The organism is Paenisporosarcina quisquiliarum (genome assembly GCF_043641925.1).
Lineage (GTDB): Bacteria > Bacillota > Bacilli > Bacillales_A > Planococcaceae > Paenisporosarcina > Paenisporosarcina quisquiliarum_A.
This window is the reverse complement of the sequence record NZ_JBHZRU010000012.1, coordinates 53,494-71,733: the sequence shown is the minus strand read 5'-3', so window position 1 is coordinate 71,733 and position 18,240 is coordinate 53,494. Positions and strand designations below refer to the sequence as shown.

General features: G+C 37.9%; 15 protein-coding genes and 1 riboswitch. Of the genes, 10 read left to right on the top strand and 5 right to left on the bottom strand.

Annotated elements, in window-relative coordinates; genetic code table 11:
• Positions 1-344: 344 nt before the first annotated feature.
• From ACHUE4_RS10445 to ACHUE4_RS10405, 9 genes are all read left to right on the top strand, one after another.
• Positions 345-1,625 carry a DUF4139 domain-containing protein gene (locus tag ACHUE4_RS10445; protein ID WP_394189801.1) on the top strand — a complete coding sequence of 427 codons (1,281 nt, stop codon included), beginning with the start codon at positions 345-347 and terminating at the stop codon, positions 1,623-1,625.
• A 4-nt stretch (positions 1,626-1,629) separates the two neighbouring features.
• A complete protein-coding gene (locus ACHUE4_RS10440; RefSeq protein ID WP_394189717.1) occupies positions 1,630-2,730 on the top strand; it encodes a metallophosphoesterase in 1,101 nt (366 codons plus the stop codon).
• A gap of 63 nt (positions 2,731-2,793) precedes the next feature.
• The gene (locus tag ACHUE4_RS10435) at positions 2,794-3,405 is read left to right on the top strand and encodes a DedA family protein (RefSeq protein ID WP_394189715.1); all 612 of its coding nucleotides are present in this window, start codon (positions 2,794-2,796) and stop codon (positions 3,403-3,405) included.
• 9 nt (positions 3,406-3,414) lie between these two features.
• A complete protein-coding gene (locus ACHUE4_RS10430) occupies positions 3,415-4,242 on the top strand; it encodes an undecaprenyl-diphosphate phosphatase (protein WP_394189713.1) in 828 nt (275 codons plus the stop codon).
• Between the two features lie 703 nt (positions 4,243-4,945).
• Positions 4,946-6,499, top strand: a complete 1,554-nt coding sequence (locus tag ACHUE4_RS10425; RefSeq protein ID WP_394189711.1) for a sensor domain-containing diguanylate cyclase — start codon at positions 4,946-4,948, stop codon at positions 6,497-6,499.
• A 1-nt stretch (position 6,500) separates the two neighbouring features.
• Positions 6,501-6,623, top strand: coding sequence for a hypothetical protein (locus ACHUE4_RS10420; protein WP_394189709.1), 123 nt, complete (start codon positions 6,501-6,503; stop codon positions 6,621-6,623).
• 65 nt (positions 6,624-6,688) lie between these two features.
• Positions 6,689-6,866, top strand: a riboswitch (cobalamin riboswitch).
• A gap of 215 nt (positions 6,867-7,081) precedes the next feature.
• On the top strand, positions 7,082-9,304 hold the full coding sequence (locus ACHUE4_RS10415; protein ID WP_394189707.1) for a ribonucleoside-diphosphate reductase subunit alpha: 2,223 nt from the start codon (positions 7,082-7,084) through the stop codon (positions 9,302-9,304).
• Between the two features lie 13 nt (positions 9,305-9,317).
• Positions 9,318-10,358, top strand: coding sequence for a ribonucleotide-diphosphate reductase subunit beta (locus tag ACHUE4_RS10410; protein WP_394189705.1), 1,041 nt, complete (start codon positions 9,318-9,320; stop codon positions 10,356-10,358).
• 89 nt (positions 10,359-10,447) lie between these two features.
• Positions 10,448-10,852, top strand: coding sequence for a VOC family protein (locus tag ACHUE4_RS10405; protein ID WP_394189703.1), 405 nt, complete (start codon positions 10,448-10,450; stop codon positions 10,850-10,852).
• A 180-nt stretch (positions 10,853-11,032) separates the two neighbouring features.
• Here ACHUE4_RS10405 and ACHUE4_RS10400 read toward each other — a convergent pair whose 3' ends face one another.
• The 5 genes from ACHUE4_RS10400 to ACHUE4_RS10380 all read right to left on the bottom strand — a co-directional run bounded on the left by ACHUE4_RS10400 (position 11,033) and on the right by ACHUE4_RS10380 (position 16,602).
• Positions 11,033-12,559: a tripartite tricarboxylate transporter permease gene (locus ACHUE4_RS10400; RefSeq protein WP_394189701.1), complete on the bottom strand. Its 1,527-nt coding sequence runs from the start codon at positions 12,557-12,559 to the stop codon at positions 11,033-11,035.
• Between the two features lie 18 nt (positions 12,560-12,577).
• Entirely contained in the window at positions 12,578-13,027 is a 450-nt protein-coding gene (locus tag ACHUE4_RS10395) for a tripartite tricarboxylate transporter TctB family protein (protein WP_394189699.1), read from the bottom strand.
• A gap of 141 nt (positions 13,028-13,168) precedes the next feature.
• Complete coding sequence (locus tag ACHUE4_RS10390; protein WP_394189697.1) at positions 13,169-14,176, bottom strand: Bug family tripartite tricarboxylate transporter substrate binding protein; 1,008 nt, start codon at positions 14,174-14,176, stop codon at positions 13,169-13,171.
• A gap of 139 nt (positions 14,177-14,315) precedes the next feature.
• Complete coding sequence (locus ACHUE4_RS10385; protein ID WP_394189695.1) at positions 14,316-15,008, bottom strand: response regulator; 693 nt, start codon at positions 15,006-15,008, stop codon at positions 14,316-14,318.
• Positions 14,992-16,602: an ATP-binding protein gene (locus ACHUE4_RS10380; protein ID WP_394189693.1), complete on the bottom strand. Its 1,611-nt coding sequence runs from the start codon at positions 16,600-16,602 to the stop codon at positions 14,992-14,994. The genes ACHUE4_RS10385 and ACHUE4_RS10380 overlap by 17 nt, the downstream gene beginning before the upstream one ends.
• 268 nt (positions 16,603-16,870) lie before the next feature.
• On the opposite strand from ACHUE4_RS10380, the gene ACHUE4_RS10375 reads away from it, so the two are divergent.
• Positions 16,871-18,067, top strand: a complete 1,197-nt coding sequence (locus ACHUE4_RS10375; protein ID WP_394189691.1) for an MFS transporter — start codon at positions 16,871-16,873, stop codon at positions 18,065-18,067.
• Positions 18,068-18,240 lie beyond the last annotated feature (173 nt).

Sequence of the window (18,240 nt, the reverse complement as noted above, 5' to 3'; positions counted from 1 at the left end):
TCTTCCCCCAAAAATTTGTCTCATTGACCAAGTAAACTCTGCATTGATACAAACTTCTCTTAACTAGAAGCGAAGCGAAAACAAAACCATCCAATTGGGAGCCATTTCGCTATGCGCTTCATGTCTCTTTGCTGTTGTGGTGAATATTGAGAAAATAGATCACCTAGTCAACTAGGCGGGGAGACGCGTTTGACCGATACATCTTCTACTTGACCGACAAACTACTAAACTTGACCGATAAACCCACAAACACTCCCTCAGTCCAACCACGTATTGTCATGAGCTTTAGCGCATATCATGGTATACTTTCCAAAAACGCGGAGGAGGAACGACCATTGCCGACAATGATGCCTGGAAGTTTAACGAAAGATTTAACACTTACGGTCTATAATGATGGATTTGCCATGGTCAAAGAGGTTCGAATGATTCCTCCATTGACTGATGATCAGTTGGTATATTATCTCGATGTCCCACAGCAAATTGAAACGAATTCTCTTCAAGTAAAAGGTTTATTGGTCGCGGAACTAAACTATGAATATGATTTGGTAGATAAATTTAAGCTTTTAGAAAAATATATCGGAAAAGAAATTAAACTCGTCAATAAAAAAACGGGTGAAGAGAAATCCTACTTACTCATTAGCGCTCAAAACGGATTAATTCTTGAAGATCTAATCACGCATGAAATCATCATTGATGCGGAAGGGGAGCTGCGGTTACCTGAGTTGCCAGATGGTCTTATTCTTAAACCGACACTTGTGTGGCGCATAAGGGAAAAAACGGCGGAAGATACACGCGTGACTTATTTAACGGGTGGTCTTAGCTGGGATGTCGATTACGTTGCGCAAATTCGTGAAAATGATTTTGATTTAACAGCATGGGTCACTTTAACGAATAATTCAGGCATGACTTACACAGATGCTACGTTAAAACTGATGGCTGGAACAGTCAATCGTGCAGATGAATATCGTCGTGACCAAATGAGGTTTGCGGTAACGGAACAGATGACGATGCAGGCTGAACATCAAGCGTTCGCAGATTTACATTTATATACCATCCCTGAAAAAGTAACGGTGAAGGATCGCCAACAAAAGCAAGTTGAATTGTTTACAGCCCCACAAATTGAATCGAAACTCGTCTATGAAGTCAATTCTTATCAATTACACCCAACGATTTACTTTACATTTTTGAATAAAAAAGAGAATGGTCTTGGTGTTCCCCTTCCGCAAGGGCGATTCAAATTATATAAAGAGAATCCGCTGGACGGATCTACCGAATTTATTGGAGAAGATACGATCCCCCATACAGCTGTAAATGAATTGGTACGGATTCAATCGGGTGAAGCGTTTGATATTACAGTTGAAAGCGACATCGTGGATGAATACAAAAATGGCGTATATGTATTTGAAGAAGTTGAATACGAGGTGCGCAACCAAAAAGAGGAAGCGATTGATCTACTGATTAATCACAGCACCAGTTACGGGATATATGAAGTGGTTAAGTCCACTCATGAGTGGGTGCGAAAAAACGGAGACATTCAGCTGACAGTGCCAGTTGATGCAAAATCAGAAGCGAAAGTGGCATTTACGATTCGATATGATCGATCTCGTGATGTGAAGGTGCAGTAAACGTATGAAACGAATTAGTATTGGTACTTCAATCGTTGTCATTTATGGACTAATCGTGTTTTATTTCGGTCTAGCTACATTTAATTGGTTGCAAACTTGGGGCGTGTCTATTCATCCGCTCCTTTTTGCAGTCATTTGGTTTGCGATTTCATTTGGTTATATGATTGGTCGAGTGAGTCATTCACTCAAAGTATTTACCATCATCGGTTCGTATTGGTTTATTGTGATGCAATACGGGTTGATTCTTTTCCCACTTGCCACGATTATTTATGTATTTCATTCATCTGAACAGACATTGTTTATGGTCGGAAATGTTGTGGCAGCGATTTTCTTACTGATTTTCGTAGCAGGTTCCTTCTATGCGTTTTCACCTGTCGTACGTCATCAAACCATCCACCTAACAAAGGCTTCTACTGAATTGAATGACCTAAAACTGATTATGGCTTCTGATTTTCATTTAGGGTTATTGTCCAATAAAAAGCATTTACAGCGTTTCGTGAATTTGACGAATAAAGAAAAACCTGACGTCGTCTTATTAGCTGGTGATTTAGTAGATGATGATCCGATTTGGTTTGTGAAAGATGGCATGTCGAGTGTGATGAGACAGCTGAAATCGACATATGGTATTTATGGGGTAGTTGGAAATCATGAATACTATGGACGTAAAATTCCTTTATTAGTAGAAGAAATGAAAGATGGAGGCGTGCAGATGTTATTAGATGAAACCATTTGCGTGGGTAATGCGTTCTATGTAACAGGAAGAGAAGATGTAACCAATCGAAAGCGAAAATCATTGCAGGAGTTAGCGCCTGAAAATGCAAAGCATCCCTGGTTTGTTATGGACCATACTCCGTTGAATTTGAAAACACCTTCAGAGTTAGGTGTAGATGTTCACGTTTCAGGACACACTCATCTAGGCCAAATGTGGCCCAATCATTTATTCACACGTCGTTTGTTTGAATTAGATTATGGGTATATACATAAAGGTTTGATGCATGCTTTTGTTTCTTCAGGCTTTGGATTTTGGGGTCCGCCTGTTCGGTTAGGTTCTCGATCAGAAATATGGTCGATTACGGTTAAATTTGCTTCTAAAGAAACGGTATGAAAAGCAACATAAACTTGTTACGATAAGTAAGAAGAAAAACTAGGTAACGGTTGGGGGCTCGACATGGAAAACTGGATTACGGATATTATGAGCCAGTACGGCTATATTGGCATATTTTTATTGATTATGTTAGAAAACATTTTCCCACCCATTCCTTCAGAGGTCATTTTGACGTTTGGTGGTTATATGACCACGCAATCAGCGATGACGCCACTTGGAGTGATTTTAGTATCAACAGCTGGATCTGTAGCAGGTGCAATCATTCTTTACTGGATTGGGTTGCAATTGGACGTTAAAAGATTAGAAAAGATTGTGGACCGATGGGGTAAAGTCTTACGTTTAACTAAAGCAGATATACATAAGGCTGATTCATGGTTTGATAAGTATGGAATTTGGACGGTGTTATTTTGCCGACTGATCCCATTAATTCGAAGCCTGATTTCGATTCCTGCTGGGATGTCTAATATGAAGTTTGGTTTATTCTTATTATTCACAACGGTTGGTACACTAATTTGGAACACGATTTTAGTTTCAGTTGGAGCAGCTGTAGGAGATAACTGGGAGTCAATTGTAGGCGTAATGGATGTGTATTCAAATATTGTGTATGTACTGATTGTCATCGTGGGATTGGCTGTCATTTGGTGGTATGTGCAATTTAGAAAAAGAAGAGCATAAGGAGATATTATGGAATTATTAGAATTACTAAAAGCGTTAATATTAGGTTTTGTTGAAGGAATGACCGAGTTTGCACCGGTATCTTCTACAGGTCATTTAATTATTGTGGATGATATGTGGTTGAAAACATCTGATTTTTTAGGGAAATACTCAGCGAATACTTTCAAAATTGTGATTCAACTCGGATCGATTATGGCTGTAGTTATTGTTTTTTGGAAGCGTTTATTCAGTTTAGTTGGTCTATATAAAATGAAAGACGTAGCACCAGGTTCACAATTAAAGCTTACGCACGTTTTAGTAGGATTGATTCCTGCTGGTGTATTTGGTTTATTGTTTGAAGATTTTATTGATGAACATTTATTTTCAGTAGAAACAGTACTAGTTGGCTTAGTTATTGGTGCCATTTTAATGCTTATTGCAGATAAATATGGACCAAAAGATCCTAAAACAAAGACATTAGATCAGATAACATATAAACAAGCATTTTCAGTTGGACTTGTTCAATGTCTATCATTATGGCCAGGCTTTTCACGTTCTGGTGCCACGATTTCTGGTGGTGTATTGTTCGGATTAAGTCATAGAACAGCTGCAGATTTCACCTTCATTATGGCAGTTCCAGTTATGTTTGGTGCAAGCTTTGTATCCTTATTTAAAAACTGGGAGCATGTTAACCCAGATGATTTATCATTTTACATTGTCGGATTTATTAGTGCTTTTGTATTTGCACTCATTTCAATTAAGTTCTTCTTGAAGCTAATCGAGCGCGTAAAATTAACGCCATTTGCGATTTATCGTTTGGTATTAGCAGCTATCCTATTTGTCATTATCATTATGTAAGTAAAAAAGACGACCGAAATGGTCTGCTCAGACTGAAGAAAATAGAAGAATAGAAAGAATCACAATAAAAAATGTCATCTTATCTATTCCACTTGATTGAAAATGAAAGTGGTTGGCTATTTCTTTCGTTTCCACGGACGAAACGCTAGCCCCCTCAGCACAAGCTGTCTTTGACGTTTGTGTCTGTGGGGTCTAGCGTTTTTCGTTTTTCCGTAGGAGTCTTCAGAACTAGCGGGCCACTTTGCTCGTAAGTTAGTATACAAATATTCTCACAGAATCGATTAAAGGTGTTTTTTAAAGATGGAATGACTTTGACGTTTCACTTATTTCTTCTTTTATAGAACGACTATAAATGTGTATAACCTTATTTGGGCAAAAAGAACAATATTATATTTAACAACGATTTCTGTTGAATGGAATGGAGGCGGCGACTCCTGGGGGAATAGCCCGAACTTTAGACCCTGGACTGAGCGCAGCGAGGGAAGAAGCTAAAGAAGTGCCCCCGGAAAGCGTCCGGCGCAATGGAAATCAACATTTTTTAATAATATACAGTTCTTGACGACCGAAATGGTCGTCTTTTTCTATTTCTAAACTCCTAGTTTCAACAACTTGAAAAAGAATATTAAAAAAGGACATAGGTTACAAATTGAAGTATACTATGAGTAAATAGTCAGATAATTCAAACTAATAGGGAGTGATGGTGATGGAACTCGAAAATATTTTAATTTATTTCATCACTTACATTGTACCGGCTGCACTAATGCTTGCTTTTTCGTTTGTCATTCTTACAAGAAATATTAACAATATCGAGCATTGGCTAGGGTTTGCTCTCTTAAATACGTTCACCATATTGTATATGTCCGAATTTATTCGACATCTCCTTCCAGAGGAATATAGCGTGCCAATTGAAACATATGTGTCTACACCAGTAGGAATTTCAGCTCTTTCTTTTGCCCTTCATTTTTTTTGGAAAGTATCCTTAGGAAACGACGATCGGAAAGCATCGAGTTTGCCTGTTTTATTTTATATACCATTAGTAGCAGGGATTTTAATTGCCTTATTTATTGAGCGAACGGATTTAGAAAAGCCACTCGATGTTCAGGAAGTATGGATTTATTTTGGACAAGATCAAGCTAGTTTTTACGCTTTAATTGGTAGTAGCTTATTTTTAATCCCATTCTACTGGATGTTAAGAAAAGGAATTGAAAGAACACACACCACACAAGACCGCCAGTTATTAACCTTTTTAGCAAAGGTGATGGGCATATCAATTTTATTGATTTTAATACTGGGTCTCCCAGCTTTTCATGACATTTTGCCGCCAAAACCGTACCAGTTTATTGGTCTAATCATTGGATGGGGAATTGTTTATAGCATGTACAAATATAATTTTTTGTCACCTATGAATAAACAATATGAGACTTTGTTCAACATGCAATCCAACTATATCCTAATTTTTAATTCTAATTGGGAATTAACAGATTGGAATGAGCCTTCCAGGATTTTTAATTTAAAAATAGGAATGTCATTTGAAGAAATCATACACTTTTATCATGTGGAAGAACACATGGAAAAGTTTAAAAATATGCTCGAAAACACTGATGGTATACATGAATTTCCCTTAAGTGTTGATTTTGGAAACGATTTGGGTCTTCATCATTTACTAGTTGATGGAAAACGATTTATAAAAAATCGAAAAGTTGCCTATTTCTATTCTGCGCGTGATGTCACGAATGAACGCAAAACAATGGACCAATTAGAATATGTAGCTAACTATGACCAACTGACAGGAGTTGCAAATAGAGGCGCTTTTGTGAGATTCGCTGAACAATATATTTCGGATAATCCAGACAAGCCAGCCTATTTTGGTCTGATCGATTTAGATTATTTCAAAGAAATAAACGACTTTTATGGACACCATGTGGGGGATCAAGTTTTGCAAGTGACGGCGAATATCTTAAAACAATTTGTCGGAGGAACAGGAATCGTGGGAAGACTCGGGGGAGATGAATTCGTTCTCGCGATAGATGATTTGGATACATTCCCAAGTGATGAACTCATCATATCTAGATTGAAGGCATTATTCGAAATCAATCCATTAATTATAGATGACGACCTTATTCCAATTGTACCGAGTGTTGGTATAAGTAACTATCCAAATGAAGGAAAGAATTATGATGAACTATATATGCTAGCGGATGAGCGCATGTATCATGATAAAAACACAAAAAAATCAACAAATCAGGAGAACATTTAATATGACAATTAAACAAGAGAATATGGACCGGGAACTTGCCATTCAACTAGACGCAGAAAGTATAGTAAAAGAGGAAGACAGTGCGTATTTTCTTTCTGAATTAGAAGCCGAATCGGTTACATGAATAATTAACTATTTACGAATGAAACACAATATGGTAGATTTAATCCACAAACACACACAATATATAGTATGCAAACGAAAAAAGGTACCATGTATGGTTTAAAAGGGAATTCGGTCAATGCCGAAGCTGTCCCCGCAACTGTAAGTGCGGACAAATGTTACACATCCACTGTGAAAATTCACGGGAAGGGTAACAGGAGGAAGATGCACGAGCCAGGAGACCTGCCTTTTTTCGGATAAGCAACACTTTCTTCGGGGGTTGAGGAGTGGAAGCGAGCCTAGTTATAAGGCGATTTCCATTCCCTTATTTAACTTTTTTGACTCAATTCCATTTACTTAATTTTGAGCGATAGCTCAGCCGAAGAGGCTGAGCTATCGCTTTTTTTATACGAATGTACTGAAGCAAGTGGTGCTTTCGATTATTGTGTTAAAAGGTTTAGTGAGAGGAGCTTGGTTCTTTTGCAAAAATTATTTTCGATTAAAGAAGAGGTACTTGACCAATTAAATGAGGAATATGGGTTTGAAAAATTACTTCCTCTAGAACGTGCACATGCGAAATGGGAAAAAAGGAACCCCACGGGAACAGATGAAGAATGGGCAAAGGCAATGGTTCTCGAAGCACTTAGTCAACTGGATGAAGAAGAGCCATTTTGGACTTTTGTTGCTGCGCGAATATATTTGCACCACATTTACGAAGTGATTGGGAAGATGCGAAATCTGGGTACGCAATATGTCTACGATTACTTCTATGAGCAAGTTACTCAATTAATACGCAATGGGTTGTATGATGAGCGGTTGTTACAAGTATATTCGAACGAAGAGATTGTTGAACTTGGCTTATGTCTTAATTTAGAGCGGGACAAGCTTTTTACATACATCGGCTTGAAAACGTTAATGGACAGATATGTAGCAAGAAACTTTGATCATTCACCTGCTGAATTGCCTCAAGAACGGTGGATGATCATTGCAATGACTTTAATGCAAAACGAGAAAAAGAATCGACTTGTAAAGGTCAAGGAAGCTTACTGGGCTATGAGTAACTTATACATGACGGTTGCTACACCTACACTTTCAAATGCAGGAAAACCTCATGGGCAATTATCTAGTTGTTTTATTGACACGGTGGATGATAGCCTGCAAGGAATTTACGATTCCAATACGGATGTAGCGACCCTTTCGAAATATGGAGGCGGAATCGGCATTTATATGGGGAAAGTAAGGAGCAGGGGCTCATCCATTCGTGGGTTCAAAGGGGCATCAAGTGGTGTATTACCTTGGATCAAGCAACTAAATAATACAGCGGTAAGTGTCGATCAGCTCGGTCAACGTCAAGGAGCAATTGCTGTATATTTAGATATTTGGCATAAAGACATCCTGCCTTTTTTGGATTTGAAATTGAATAATGGAGATGAAAGGCAACGAGCACATGATATTTTCACGGGGGTTTGTTTACCTGATATTTTTATGGAGAAAGTAGATGCTCGAGAGGATTGGGTATTATTTGATCCACATGAAATCAGGTCAATTAAGGGCTATTCGTTAGAAGATTATTTTGATGAAACAAAAGGAGCAGGGACGTTTAGAAAGAAATATGAAGAGTGTGTAAATGATACAAGACTTTCTCGTGAAATAGTTCCTGCAATCGACTTGATAAAACGAATTATGAGAAGCCAACTTGAGACAGGCGTTCCGTTTATGTTTTACAGAGATGAAGTGAATCGAAGTAATACAAATAAACATAAAGGTATGATTTACAGCAGTAATTTATGTACAGAAATTATGCAAAATATGAGTGCAACAGTATTTGAATCCATTACGATTGAAAATGATGTAATTATAACTAGAAAAAAACCTGGAGATTTTGTGGTGTGTAATTTGTCATCTATTAATCTAGGTAAGGCAGTACCCGCAGGTATGTTAGAACGATTAATCGATGTTCAAGTTCGAATGCTGGATAATGTCATCGATTTAAACATGATTCCTGTTCCTCAAGCAGAGAGAACAAATGCCAGGTATCGTGGAATTGGGTTAGGGACATTTGGTTGGCACCACTTACTTGCACTAAAGAGCATTCGCTGGGAATCGGATGAAGCGGTTGAGTTTGCAGATGTCCTTTATGAAGAAATTGCGTATTTAACGATTCAAGCGTCGATGAAATTGGCTCAAGAAAAAGGCTCTTATCCATTATTTGAAGGATCTGATTTTCATACGGGAGCTTATTTTGAAAATAGAGGGTACACGTCAAGTAAATGGAGAAATTTGCGCTTCGAAGTTGCAATGAACGGGATGAGAAATGGTTATTTAATGGCTGTAGCCCCAAACTCAACGACTTCCATTATAGCTGGCAGCACAGCTAGCATTGATCCAATCTTCCAAAAAAGTTATTCGGAAGAAAAGAAGGATTACAAAATTCCAGTGACGGTTCCTGATTTGAATAAAGAAACAACTTGGTTTTACAAATCAGCTTATTTTATAGATCAACATTGGACGTTAAAACAAAATGCAGCGAGACAAAGACATGTTGACCAGGGAATTTCTTTGAATTTCTATGTACAAAATTCGATCAAAGCAAGAGAATTACTCGATTTACATATGGATGCATGGAAAAGTGGATTAAAAACGACTTACTATGTTCGGTCAACGTCAATTGAATTACTCGAATGTGAATCTTGTTCAAGCTAAGGGGGAAAGAGAAATGACGACGATTATTAAGCGAAAGCTCATGGATATTGAAGCACCAAATCGGTCGACAGGTATCGTGAATGGGTCCTCCTCAAATGTATTAAACTGGGATGATGTACGTTTTGGTTGGGCGTATCCAAAGTACAAACGTATGCTGGGTAATTTCTGGACCCCATTTGAAATCAATATGGGAACCGATGTAAAACAATTTTCACTACTAAAGAATGAAGAAAGAGAAGCGTTTTTGAAAATAATTGGCTTACTCGCTCTGCTCGATAGCATACAGACAGATTTTGCAGGGAAGGTAGCCGATTACTTAACGGATTCTAGCTTGAATGCCTTGATGATTATTTTAGCTCAACAAGAAGTAATTCATAATCATTCGTATTCATATGTATTGTCTAGTTTAGTGGCAAAAACAGAGCAAGATCGTGTATTTGACTTTTGGCGTACGGAGCCAGTTTTGCATAAACGCAATAAATTCGTGATGAAGGGTTATGAAGAATTCACCAATCAACCGAATGTCGATTCTTTATTAACAGCCATCGTCTATGACGTTGTTCTAGAAGGATTGTTCTTTTACTCAGGTTTTGCCTTCTTTTATCATTTGGCGCGACACCAAAAGATGGTAGGAACAAGTACAATGATTAACTACATTAATCGCGATGAGCAAATTCACGTCGATTTATTTGTCAAAATCTATTTGGAATTATTAGAGGAATATCCAGAAATGAATACGGTGGAGAGAAAAAGAGATGTAGAGAGAATATTTAAAGAAGCAGCTGAGCTTGAAATCGAATGGGCCGGTGAAATCATTGGAAATAAAATCGATGGACTTGATGTGGAGGAAGTGGAATCCTATATTTACTTTTACGCGAATGTCCGATGTGCACAACTAAAGAGTGATCGGCCTTTTCCTACCTATCGAAAAAACCCTTTGAAATGGATTAAAGCATACGAAGAAGTTGATTTAGGTAAGACTGATTTCTTCGAACAGAAATCGAGGCAATACGTAAAAATAAATGTTCAGGATAATGGCTTTGACGACTTATGAAAAAAATTCAAAAATAAGAAGGCTTTTCTAAACAGTTAACGAATCATATATACGTATGATTTATTAATTGATGAAAGGGATGTTCTTCAATGAAACCAATTACACCTTATTTAACTTTTTACGGTAATGCCAAGGAAGCAGCGTCTTACTATGAGCGTATTTTTGATTTAAAAAATGAAGGCATGATGAAGTATAGTGATGGCGATTTCCCAACACCTCCTGAAGCAAATGACTTACTAATGCATTGTCATTTATCGAATGGAAACTTTGATTTGATGTTAGCTGATTCACATACACCAGGTGACGCGGGATCTACAAATGTTGCATTAATGATTGGTTGTGAATCAGAAGAGGAAATAAAACGCTTATATGACGAATTGCTAACCGATGGAAGTGCAACGATGGAGCTTCAAGATACATTTTGGGGAGCAAAATATGCAAAAGTAGTCGACAAGTATGGGTATACGTGGGATTTGAATTACCAAAAAGCTTAAAATTAAATATTGTTTAAGTGGCAGTATAACAGTCATTAATTAAAACAGGTAGTGAAAATAGAGTCGTTTTTCGCTACCTGTTTTTCTGTTTGAATTTTATCACCTTGATCAGATGCCTACATTAAAAAAGAAACTGCCTTTAAGTGTTTTTAACACTTTTGGGACAGTCTCTTTTTTTGATTATTCTTCATCATTAATGATAACTTTTCGACCTTTAAGTTTTAAAATAAGCGGGATAATTAGCCATGCAACTGCAGCTATGATAAATATTAGTGACATTGGTTTCATAACGAAAATGGAGAAGTCTCCATTCGAAATGGTTAATGCTCGACGCATATTGTTTTCAATCATCGGCCCTAAAACAAGAGCTAATACAAGTGGAGCTAAAGGATAATCGTTTTTTGCTAATAAATAACCAAATACACCACATGCAAGTAATAAGTACAAATCGAATGTTGTATATTGAACGGCATATACGCCAAAGAAAGATATCGCAACAATAATCGGTAATAGATATTTCTTAGGTGTCTGTATAATTTTTGCAAATACTTTCACAAGTGGCATGTTTAATACCAATAACATTAAGTTTCCAATAAACATACTAGCGATTAAACCCCAAGCCACTTCGGGGTGATCTTCAAATAATAAAGGTCCTGGCTGGATGTTGTACATAATGAGTGCACCCATCAGAATAGCCGTCGTTCCGGATCCCGGAATTCCTAAAGTTAACAAAGGAATCATTGCTCCACCTGAAGCGGCATTATTTGCTGATTCGGGTCCAGCTACACCTTCGATTGCGCCTGTACCAAACTTTTCTGGATGTTTACTAAACTTCTTCTCAGCTATATAGGAGAAGAAGGAGGCTAGAGTTGCACCAGCTCCCGGTAAAACACCTATGAAGAATCCGAGTAGTGAGCCACGAACAATTGGTTTTGCACTATCCTTTAAATCTTGTTTAGTTGGCAAAATCCGTTCGATTTTAGCAATGGCACCATCTTCTTTATCGCGCTCAATGATTGTTTTAAAGACCTCTCCAAGTGCAAATAAACCAACGGCAATTGTTAAAAACTCAAGTCCAGAATACAAAATCGGTAAATCATATGTAAAACGAGCAATCCCTGAAACAGCATCAATTCCAATTGTAGCGAGTAACAATCCGAAAACCGTCATGATTAACGCCTTGGTCATTGATTTTCCAGCTAATCCACTAACTGCTGCTAGTCCTAGAAGCATTAATGAGAAGTATTCAGCAGGTCCAAATTTAAGTGCCACATTTGACAGTGGTTCTGCTAATAAAACCAATCCGATTAATGAAACGATGCCCGCTACAAAGGAACCAATCGCAGCAATGGATAGAGCTGCACCTGCGCGACCTTGTCTAGCCATTTGATAACCATCGAGCGTTGTGACAACAGAAGATGATTCACCAGGAGTATTTAATAGAATAGAGGTAGTGGATCCTCCATACATTGCTCCATAATAAACACCTGCAAGTAAAATAATAGAACTTGCGGCGGCAGCTTCTGTAGGCATACCAGAAGTGAGTGTTGCTGTAACAGGAATTAAGAGAGCTACACCACTCATTGGACCAATCCCTGGTAAGACACCGACTGCTGTTCCAATTAATACCCCAACAAAAGCAAATAATATATTCTGCCATTGGAAAGCGACTGTAAATCCATTAAATAGAAAATCTAACGTAGTCATACCAAAACTCCTTTCACTTTAAAACTCTGGGAATCCAGGTAATGATCCTCCAAGAAACTCTGCAAAAAAGTAATACACACCGAGAGAAAAGAAACTCGCGATGAGAATCGTGCTAATCCATTTCCCACGTTCCATCGTTTGAAATGCAACCACTAAAAAAATGAATGTTGATATTACATAACCAAGTGGTTCCAAAACAGCTGCATATACAACAGCGCTGATGAAAATAATGACGAATTTCATATATTGAAGAGGTTCCTTAGAAGCTTCCACATGTTCGTATTTCATGGTTTCAAAAAGTAACTTAATACTTAGCAAAAGTAGGATAATTCCTAGAGCCATTGGGAAAATATTAGGTCCCACTGAAGAACCGTAAGCACTTTGTGAGATTGAACGACTTTCAATCACAAATAAAAGACCAATCAGTAAAAAGACGATACCCGCAATTCGATCGAACGTTTTACTCATTATTCTTCACCTCCTGAGGAAAACGGCGACTCATAGAGCCACCGTTATAGTATTGTCTAGCTTCAAACGCCAGTCTCATTTTCACTAACTGGATGATTCATTTCATCTCGTCAGTATCGTGTGAGAGTAGCGCTTTGAGCTTTATTTTTGCATATCTAAGGCTGTTAATAATTCAACGATTACTTTGTCTTGATCTTCTAAATAAGTCGTAAAGTCTTCAGCATTACGATATTCACTTTGCCAACCATTTCTTTCAAGTTCAGCTTTCCATTCATCTGTCTCTACTAATTCATCTAACTTATTTGTCCAAAATTCAAATGCATCATCAGACATGTCTTTAGGACCGAATAGTCCGCGCCAAATTGTGAATTCAGCATCGATACCTTCTTCTTTGAACGTTGGCACTTCACTTAATTCACCTTCTAAACGATCTGCCGAGCTAACTGCTAAAACACGAACATCTCCAGATTTCACATATTCAGCGATTGTTGAGGCATCTGTTGCAATAACGTCCGCATTGTTTCCTAGTAGAGCAGCAATTGCTTCACCGCCACCATCATAAGAAACGTACTTAACCGACTTTGGATCAATTCCATATTCATAGGCAGGCAAAATCCCAACTAAATGATCCATTGATCCAGGTGCTGATCCACCAGCTAACGTTACCTTTGTTGCATCCGCTTTAATTGCATCTAAAACATCTTTTAATGTTTTGAATTCTGAGTCTGCTTGAACAACGATAGCTCCATAGTCACGTGTCAATTGAGCAAGAGGTTTCGTATCTTTGTATCCATAAGGACTGTTGCCTTCAGCTTTATTGTTATTTATTAAAATCGGTGGTGATTTCACCATAAGTACATAATCATTTTTTACTTCCTTCGTTGCAAACTCTGCCATATAAACAGCGCCGCCGCCACCAGGTTTATTTTCAACCATAATAGATTCATCAACTAATTTTGTATCACTCATTGTTTTGGCAATAGAGCGAGCCGTTAAATCCCATCCGCCACCAGCTCCAGAAGGTGCTACAATCGTAATGCTTTTTTCAGGATAGTTGGATGAAGCGCTTTCATTTCCTTCTGAAGAACATGCTGCTAAGCTCAATACCAAAGAACTGGCAAGTGCAACTGTCGATAATTTTTTCCACATAAATCATTTCCCCCTCGAATGAAATAGAAAAGACAGCGCTTTCATAGCGCTGTCATCAATTTATCAGAACTTTTATACAATTCAATGTTTTGGGTCATAAGTGGAATAAAAGGCATTCTATCCATTTTGTTCATATTGTTCACGAGGTTTTTGGGAAGTATCGTCTTTCGGGTCGACCAATTGTGCCATAAATTAATTCCGCTGATGCTTGGTTTTCTGAAACTAAATACTCCAAATAACGTCTGGACGAACTTCTGCTCAGTCCACTTATCACACCAAACTTTTCAGCTGTTATGCCACTCGTTTGCTCACTTAAGTGGAAAAGTACCTTTTCCATTGTTTTGGGGTCGATCCCTTTTGGTGTAAATAAATTTTCAGAAGGGAGGACGGTTTTTTGTTGGTTCCATAACAGGTGGATCGACTCTTCCTCTAAATGGCCAGAGCTTGAAAGAGTGATTCTTTTTTCTTTATAGGAGACCAAACTTTCTCGAAAACGATCAAACGTAAGAGGTTTCAATATATAGTCGAAAACGCCACCTCGAAAAGCTTGTTTTACAACGTGAACTTCAGATGCTGCTGTTATAAAAATAATATCTGAATCTGGACTCTCTCTTTGTATGTATGACAAAAGTTCTGTTCCCATCATGTCAGGTAAATAGACATCAAGAAGGATCAGGTCTGGTTTCAATGCTGAAATCCAGTCTTTCGCTTCGACACCTGTGTGAGCAGATCCAACAACCTCAAAACCTTCAATTCTATCAATAAAGCGACGGTGAATATCAGCAATTCGAAGATCATCTTCAACAATTAAAATTTCAATGACTTCCGTCATGCAAAAAACCTCCTTTTGGGATCGAGATGATAAACAAAGCACCACCTAAATCGCCTTTTTCAATCGATGACACACCACTTAAATCATTAATATCGCTAGAAACTTTCATTAATCCATATCCGCGATCTTGGCCTTCTTTTGTTGAAACACGTGATTTGAAAATAAATTCTTGTATGACTGGGCTAAGACCATCACCAGAGTCTTCCACCTCCAATAAGATTTCATTTCCATTATCAGAGATCAGCAAACGTACGATTCGTTCAGACTCTTCTAAGTGCTCTACTGCCTCAAATGCATTCGTTACTAAGTTGCCAATAATCGATACAAATAAGCTTTTTTCCAAATGTTTGGGCAAACTATTCAGCTGGCTATCCTCATCTAAAATAAAACGAACTTTTAATTCACGAGCCCTGTTAAATAATCCAATCACAAGACCTCCTAAGTAAGGGTCTTGTAGCCTTTTGGTTACAAAATGAATCAGAGACTGATGCTCTTCAGTTTCATCATGAATGAGATGGAGTGCTTCTTCTAACGAATTTAATTGGATGAGGCCACTAATCGTATAAAGGAAATTTTGATATTCGTGTGTTTGCGCACGCAATGCCTCCGTATATTGCTTAACTTGTGATAATTCTGTTGTCAATTGATTGAAATCTGCCTGTAAACGGAAGCTCGATACAGCTCCAACAATTTCATTCCCAACTAATATAGGTATGCGGTTTACAATTGTTTCTTTTCCTCGAATTTGCATACTTCTGTCAAACTGTTTTTCTCCAGTCGTTAAAACTTGAGGAAGAAGAGTATTTGGCAATATTTCTTCAACGCGACGACCAATTAGATACGTATTTTCAGGAATGGATAGCATGTCAAAAGCTGCTTTATTAATCATAGAAATTCGTGCATCTTTATCTACCATAATAATTCCTTCTCTAACGGATTCGATTAACGTATTACGTTCCGTGAAAAGGTGGGCTATCTCAGTTGGTTCTAAATTGAAAAGCACTTTCTTTATACTTCTAGCAAGAATAGAAGATCCAATCACGCCTAGTAAAATGGCGATTAAAACGATGGTGATGATGGAATCTACATAACTAAAAAAAGTATGAGAGATATCATCTTTTAAAAATCCAACTGATATTACCCCAATTATTTTGCCTTCCAAATTCCTTATTGGAGCTTTCCCTCTTAAAGCAGGGCCAAGTGTACCGGTTGCTTCAGATATATAGGCTTCTCCTTTTACTAAAGCTCTTTCATTATCGTCTCCAACCATTTTTTGTCCAATTCGCTTTGGTACTGGATGGGCATACCGAATGCCTTGAGTATTCCCAATTACGACATACTCTGCACCAGTAAGTTTACGAACTTCTTCTGCAATAGGTTGTAAAACATCTGACGGATTAGTCGATTCAAAACCACCAACAACATCAGGTCGGCTGGCAGTTGTCACAGCAATGTTAAGCGCTCGATTTCCTATTTGCTGTTCAATACTTTCTGACATGGTGAAATAAAACGAAGTTCCTATTAATAAAGAAATGGCTGTAACAAAAAGAGCACCATAAACAAAAATTTTAGATTGCAGGGTTAAATTTCGCAAAAGCTCACTCTCGTTTCATATAATTAGTGCTATTATGACGAGTCCGTCAAAGATTGGCAAGATATGAAATTAGACATTTGTGTTTTGAAAATGAAAAGAGTGACAATTATTTGAATAAAAACTATAATGAAAAAAGTTTAAGTAAAAGGAGAGATTCATATGAAAAGAACAACATTGACTTCATTATTCAAATCGGAGGGCATGTTGAAATAAAATATGATCTCCGATTTGATTGTACGCAAATTGATCATATCGGAGGAATTTTTAAGTGAGTATACAAAATTTTTATTACACCGTGACAAGTACACGTTCATTCTTTATACAAATGGTTTTTACGTTAAATGCAATCTATTACGTCATGCAAGCCGATTTAAATGCACTTGAACTTGTATTAATAGGAACCATCATGGAAGTTTCTGTCCTAATATTTGAAATGCCAACTGGATTATTTGCGGACCATTTTGGCAGGAAGAAATCGTTAGCTCTAGGAACTTTAATAATCGGACTCGCACATGTCTTAGAAGGAAGTATGCCAGAATTTTGGGCGATTGCAGTTGCTTCAGCAATGTGGGGAATCGGATGGACTTTTATAAGTGGAGCCGAACAGGCTTGGATTGCGGACGAATTAGATGGAACTAATTTAGAAACGACCTTTTTGAGAGGTTCACAATTTTCATCATTCGCGAGATTTTCCGCCATTCTAGCAAGCGTTGGAATCGCTATGTTATGGACTGTTCAAATTGCAATTTTATTTGCAGGAGCGATGTTAATTGTTTTAGCTGTTTGGGCATATGTAAAGCTACCTGAAACGAAATTTGTCAAAATCACTCGAGAGATAGGCGTCTCAGGTGTGGCTCATATGATGACGACAATTCAATCGGGAGCTTCTCAAATACGCGGAAATACGGTATTGGTGAGTATCGCGATGGTGACTCTATTCTGGGGGTTAGCCAGTGAAGGGTTTGATCGACTGTACGGAGCGCACTTCATAACGGATTATCAATTATCAGAAAGTGAATCGATCTATTGGTTCGGAGCATTTTACGCGGTTGCATTTTTATTGAATATTGTCGTGCTTCACGTGGTTGAAAAAAACGTGAACGGTCGATATGCTGAAGTGTTAATTTTAGCAAACACGGTGTTAATTGGAACGATGATTGTTTTCGCATGGACTGGTCATTTCTGGTTGGCAGTAGCGATGTATTGGGTCGCAAGTGCGCTGCGAAATGTGAATTATCCTCTGATGAGCATCATTACGAATGAGCGAATAGAGTCGAAGGGAAGAGCTACGACGCTTTCGATGTTTGGTCAATTAGATGCATTCGGGCAAATTGCAGGCGGACCCATTGTCGGTTTGCTAGCATTGTATACGTCTCTCTCTGGAGGTATCACTGCGTCAGCACTCCTCATTGTCCCAGTGATTTTTTTCCTATGGCGAATGAAGGGCAGAATGACGGTCTCATAAGTCGTGATAACTTGGTTATGAGATGGGTTTGACGAGTAAATGTGTAAAAGTGACGAGTAAAATTATAAAGTTGACGAGTAAATCTAAAAAAGTGACGAGTAAATCACAAAAGTTGACGAGTAAATCCATTCAAGTGACGAGATAACTCAAAAAAAGCTGTGCATCAGGTAGAA

Coding starts and splice junctions, on each gene's coding strand:
- ACHUE4_RS10445 (WP_394189801.1), top strand. CDS start 345: ATGATGCCTGGAAGTTTAACGAAAGATTTAACACTTACGGTCTATAAT.
- ACHUE4_RS10440 (WP_394189717.1), top strand. CDS start 1,630: ATGAAACGAATTAGTATTGGTACTTCAATCGTTGTCATTTATGGACTA.
- ACHUE4_RS10435 (WP_394189715.1), top strand. CDS start 2,794: ATGGAAAACTGGATTACGGATATTATGAGCCAGTACGGCTATATTGGC.
- ACHUE4_RS10430 (WP_394189713.1), top strand. CDS start 3,415: ATGGAATTATTAGAATTACTAAAAGCGTTAATATTAGGTTTTGTTGAA.
- ACHUE4_RS10425 (WP_394189711.1), top strand. CDS start 4,946: ATGGAACTCGAAAATATTTTAATTTATTTCATCACTTACATTGTACCG.
- ACHUE4_RS10420 (WP_394189709.1), top strand. CDS start 6,501: ATGACAATTAAACAAGAGAATATGGACCGGGAACTTGCCATTCAACTA.
- ACHUE4_RS10410 (WP_394189705.1), top strand. CDS start 9,318: ATGACGACGATTATTAAGCGAAAGCTCATGGATATTGAAGCACCAAAT.
- ACHUE4_RS10405 (WP_394189703.1), top strand. CDS start 10,448: ATGAAACCAATTACACCTTATTTAACTTTTTACGGTAATGCCAAGGAA.
- ACHUE4_RS10400 (WP_394189701.1), bottom strand. CDS start 12,559: ATGACTACGTTAGATTTTCTATTTAATGGATTTACAGTCGCTTTCCAA.
- ACHUE4_RS10395 (WP_394189699.1), bottom strand. CDS start 13,027: ATGAGTAAAACGTTCGATCGAATTGCGGGTATCGTCTTTTTACTGATT.
- ACHUE4_RS10390 (WP_394189697.1), bottom strand. CDS start 14,176: ATGTGGAAAAAATTATCGACAGTTGCACTTGCCAGTTCTTTGGTATTG.
- ACHUE4_RS10385 (WP_394189695.1), bottom strand. CDS start 15,008: ATGACGGAAGTCATTGAAATTTTAATTGTTGAAGATGATCTTCGAATT.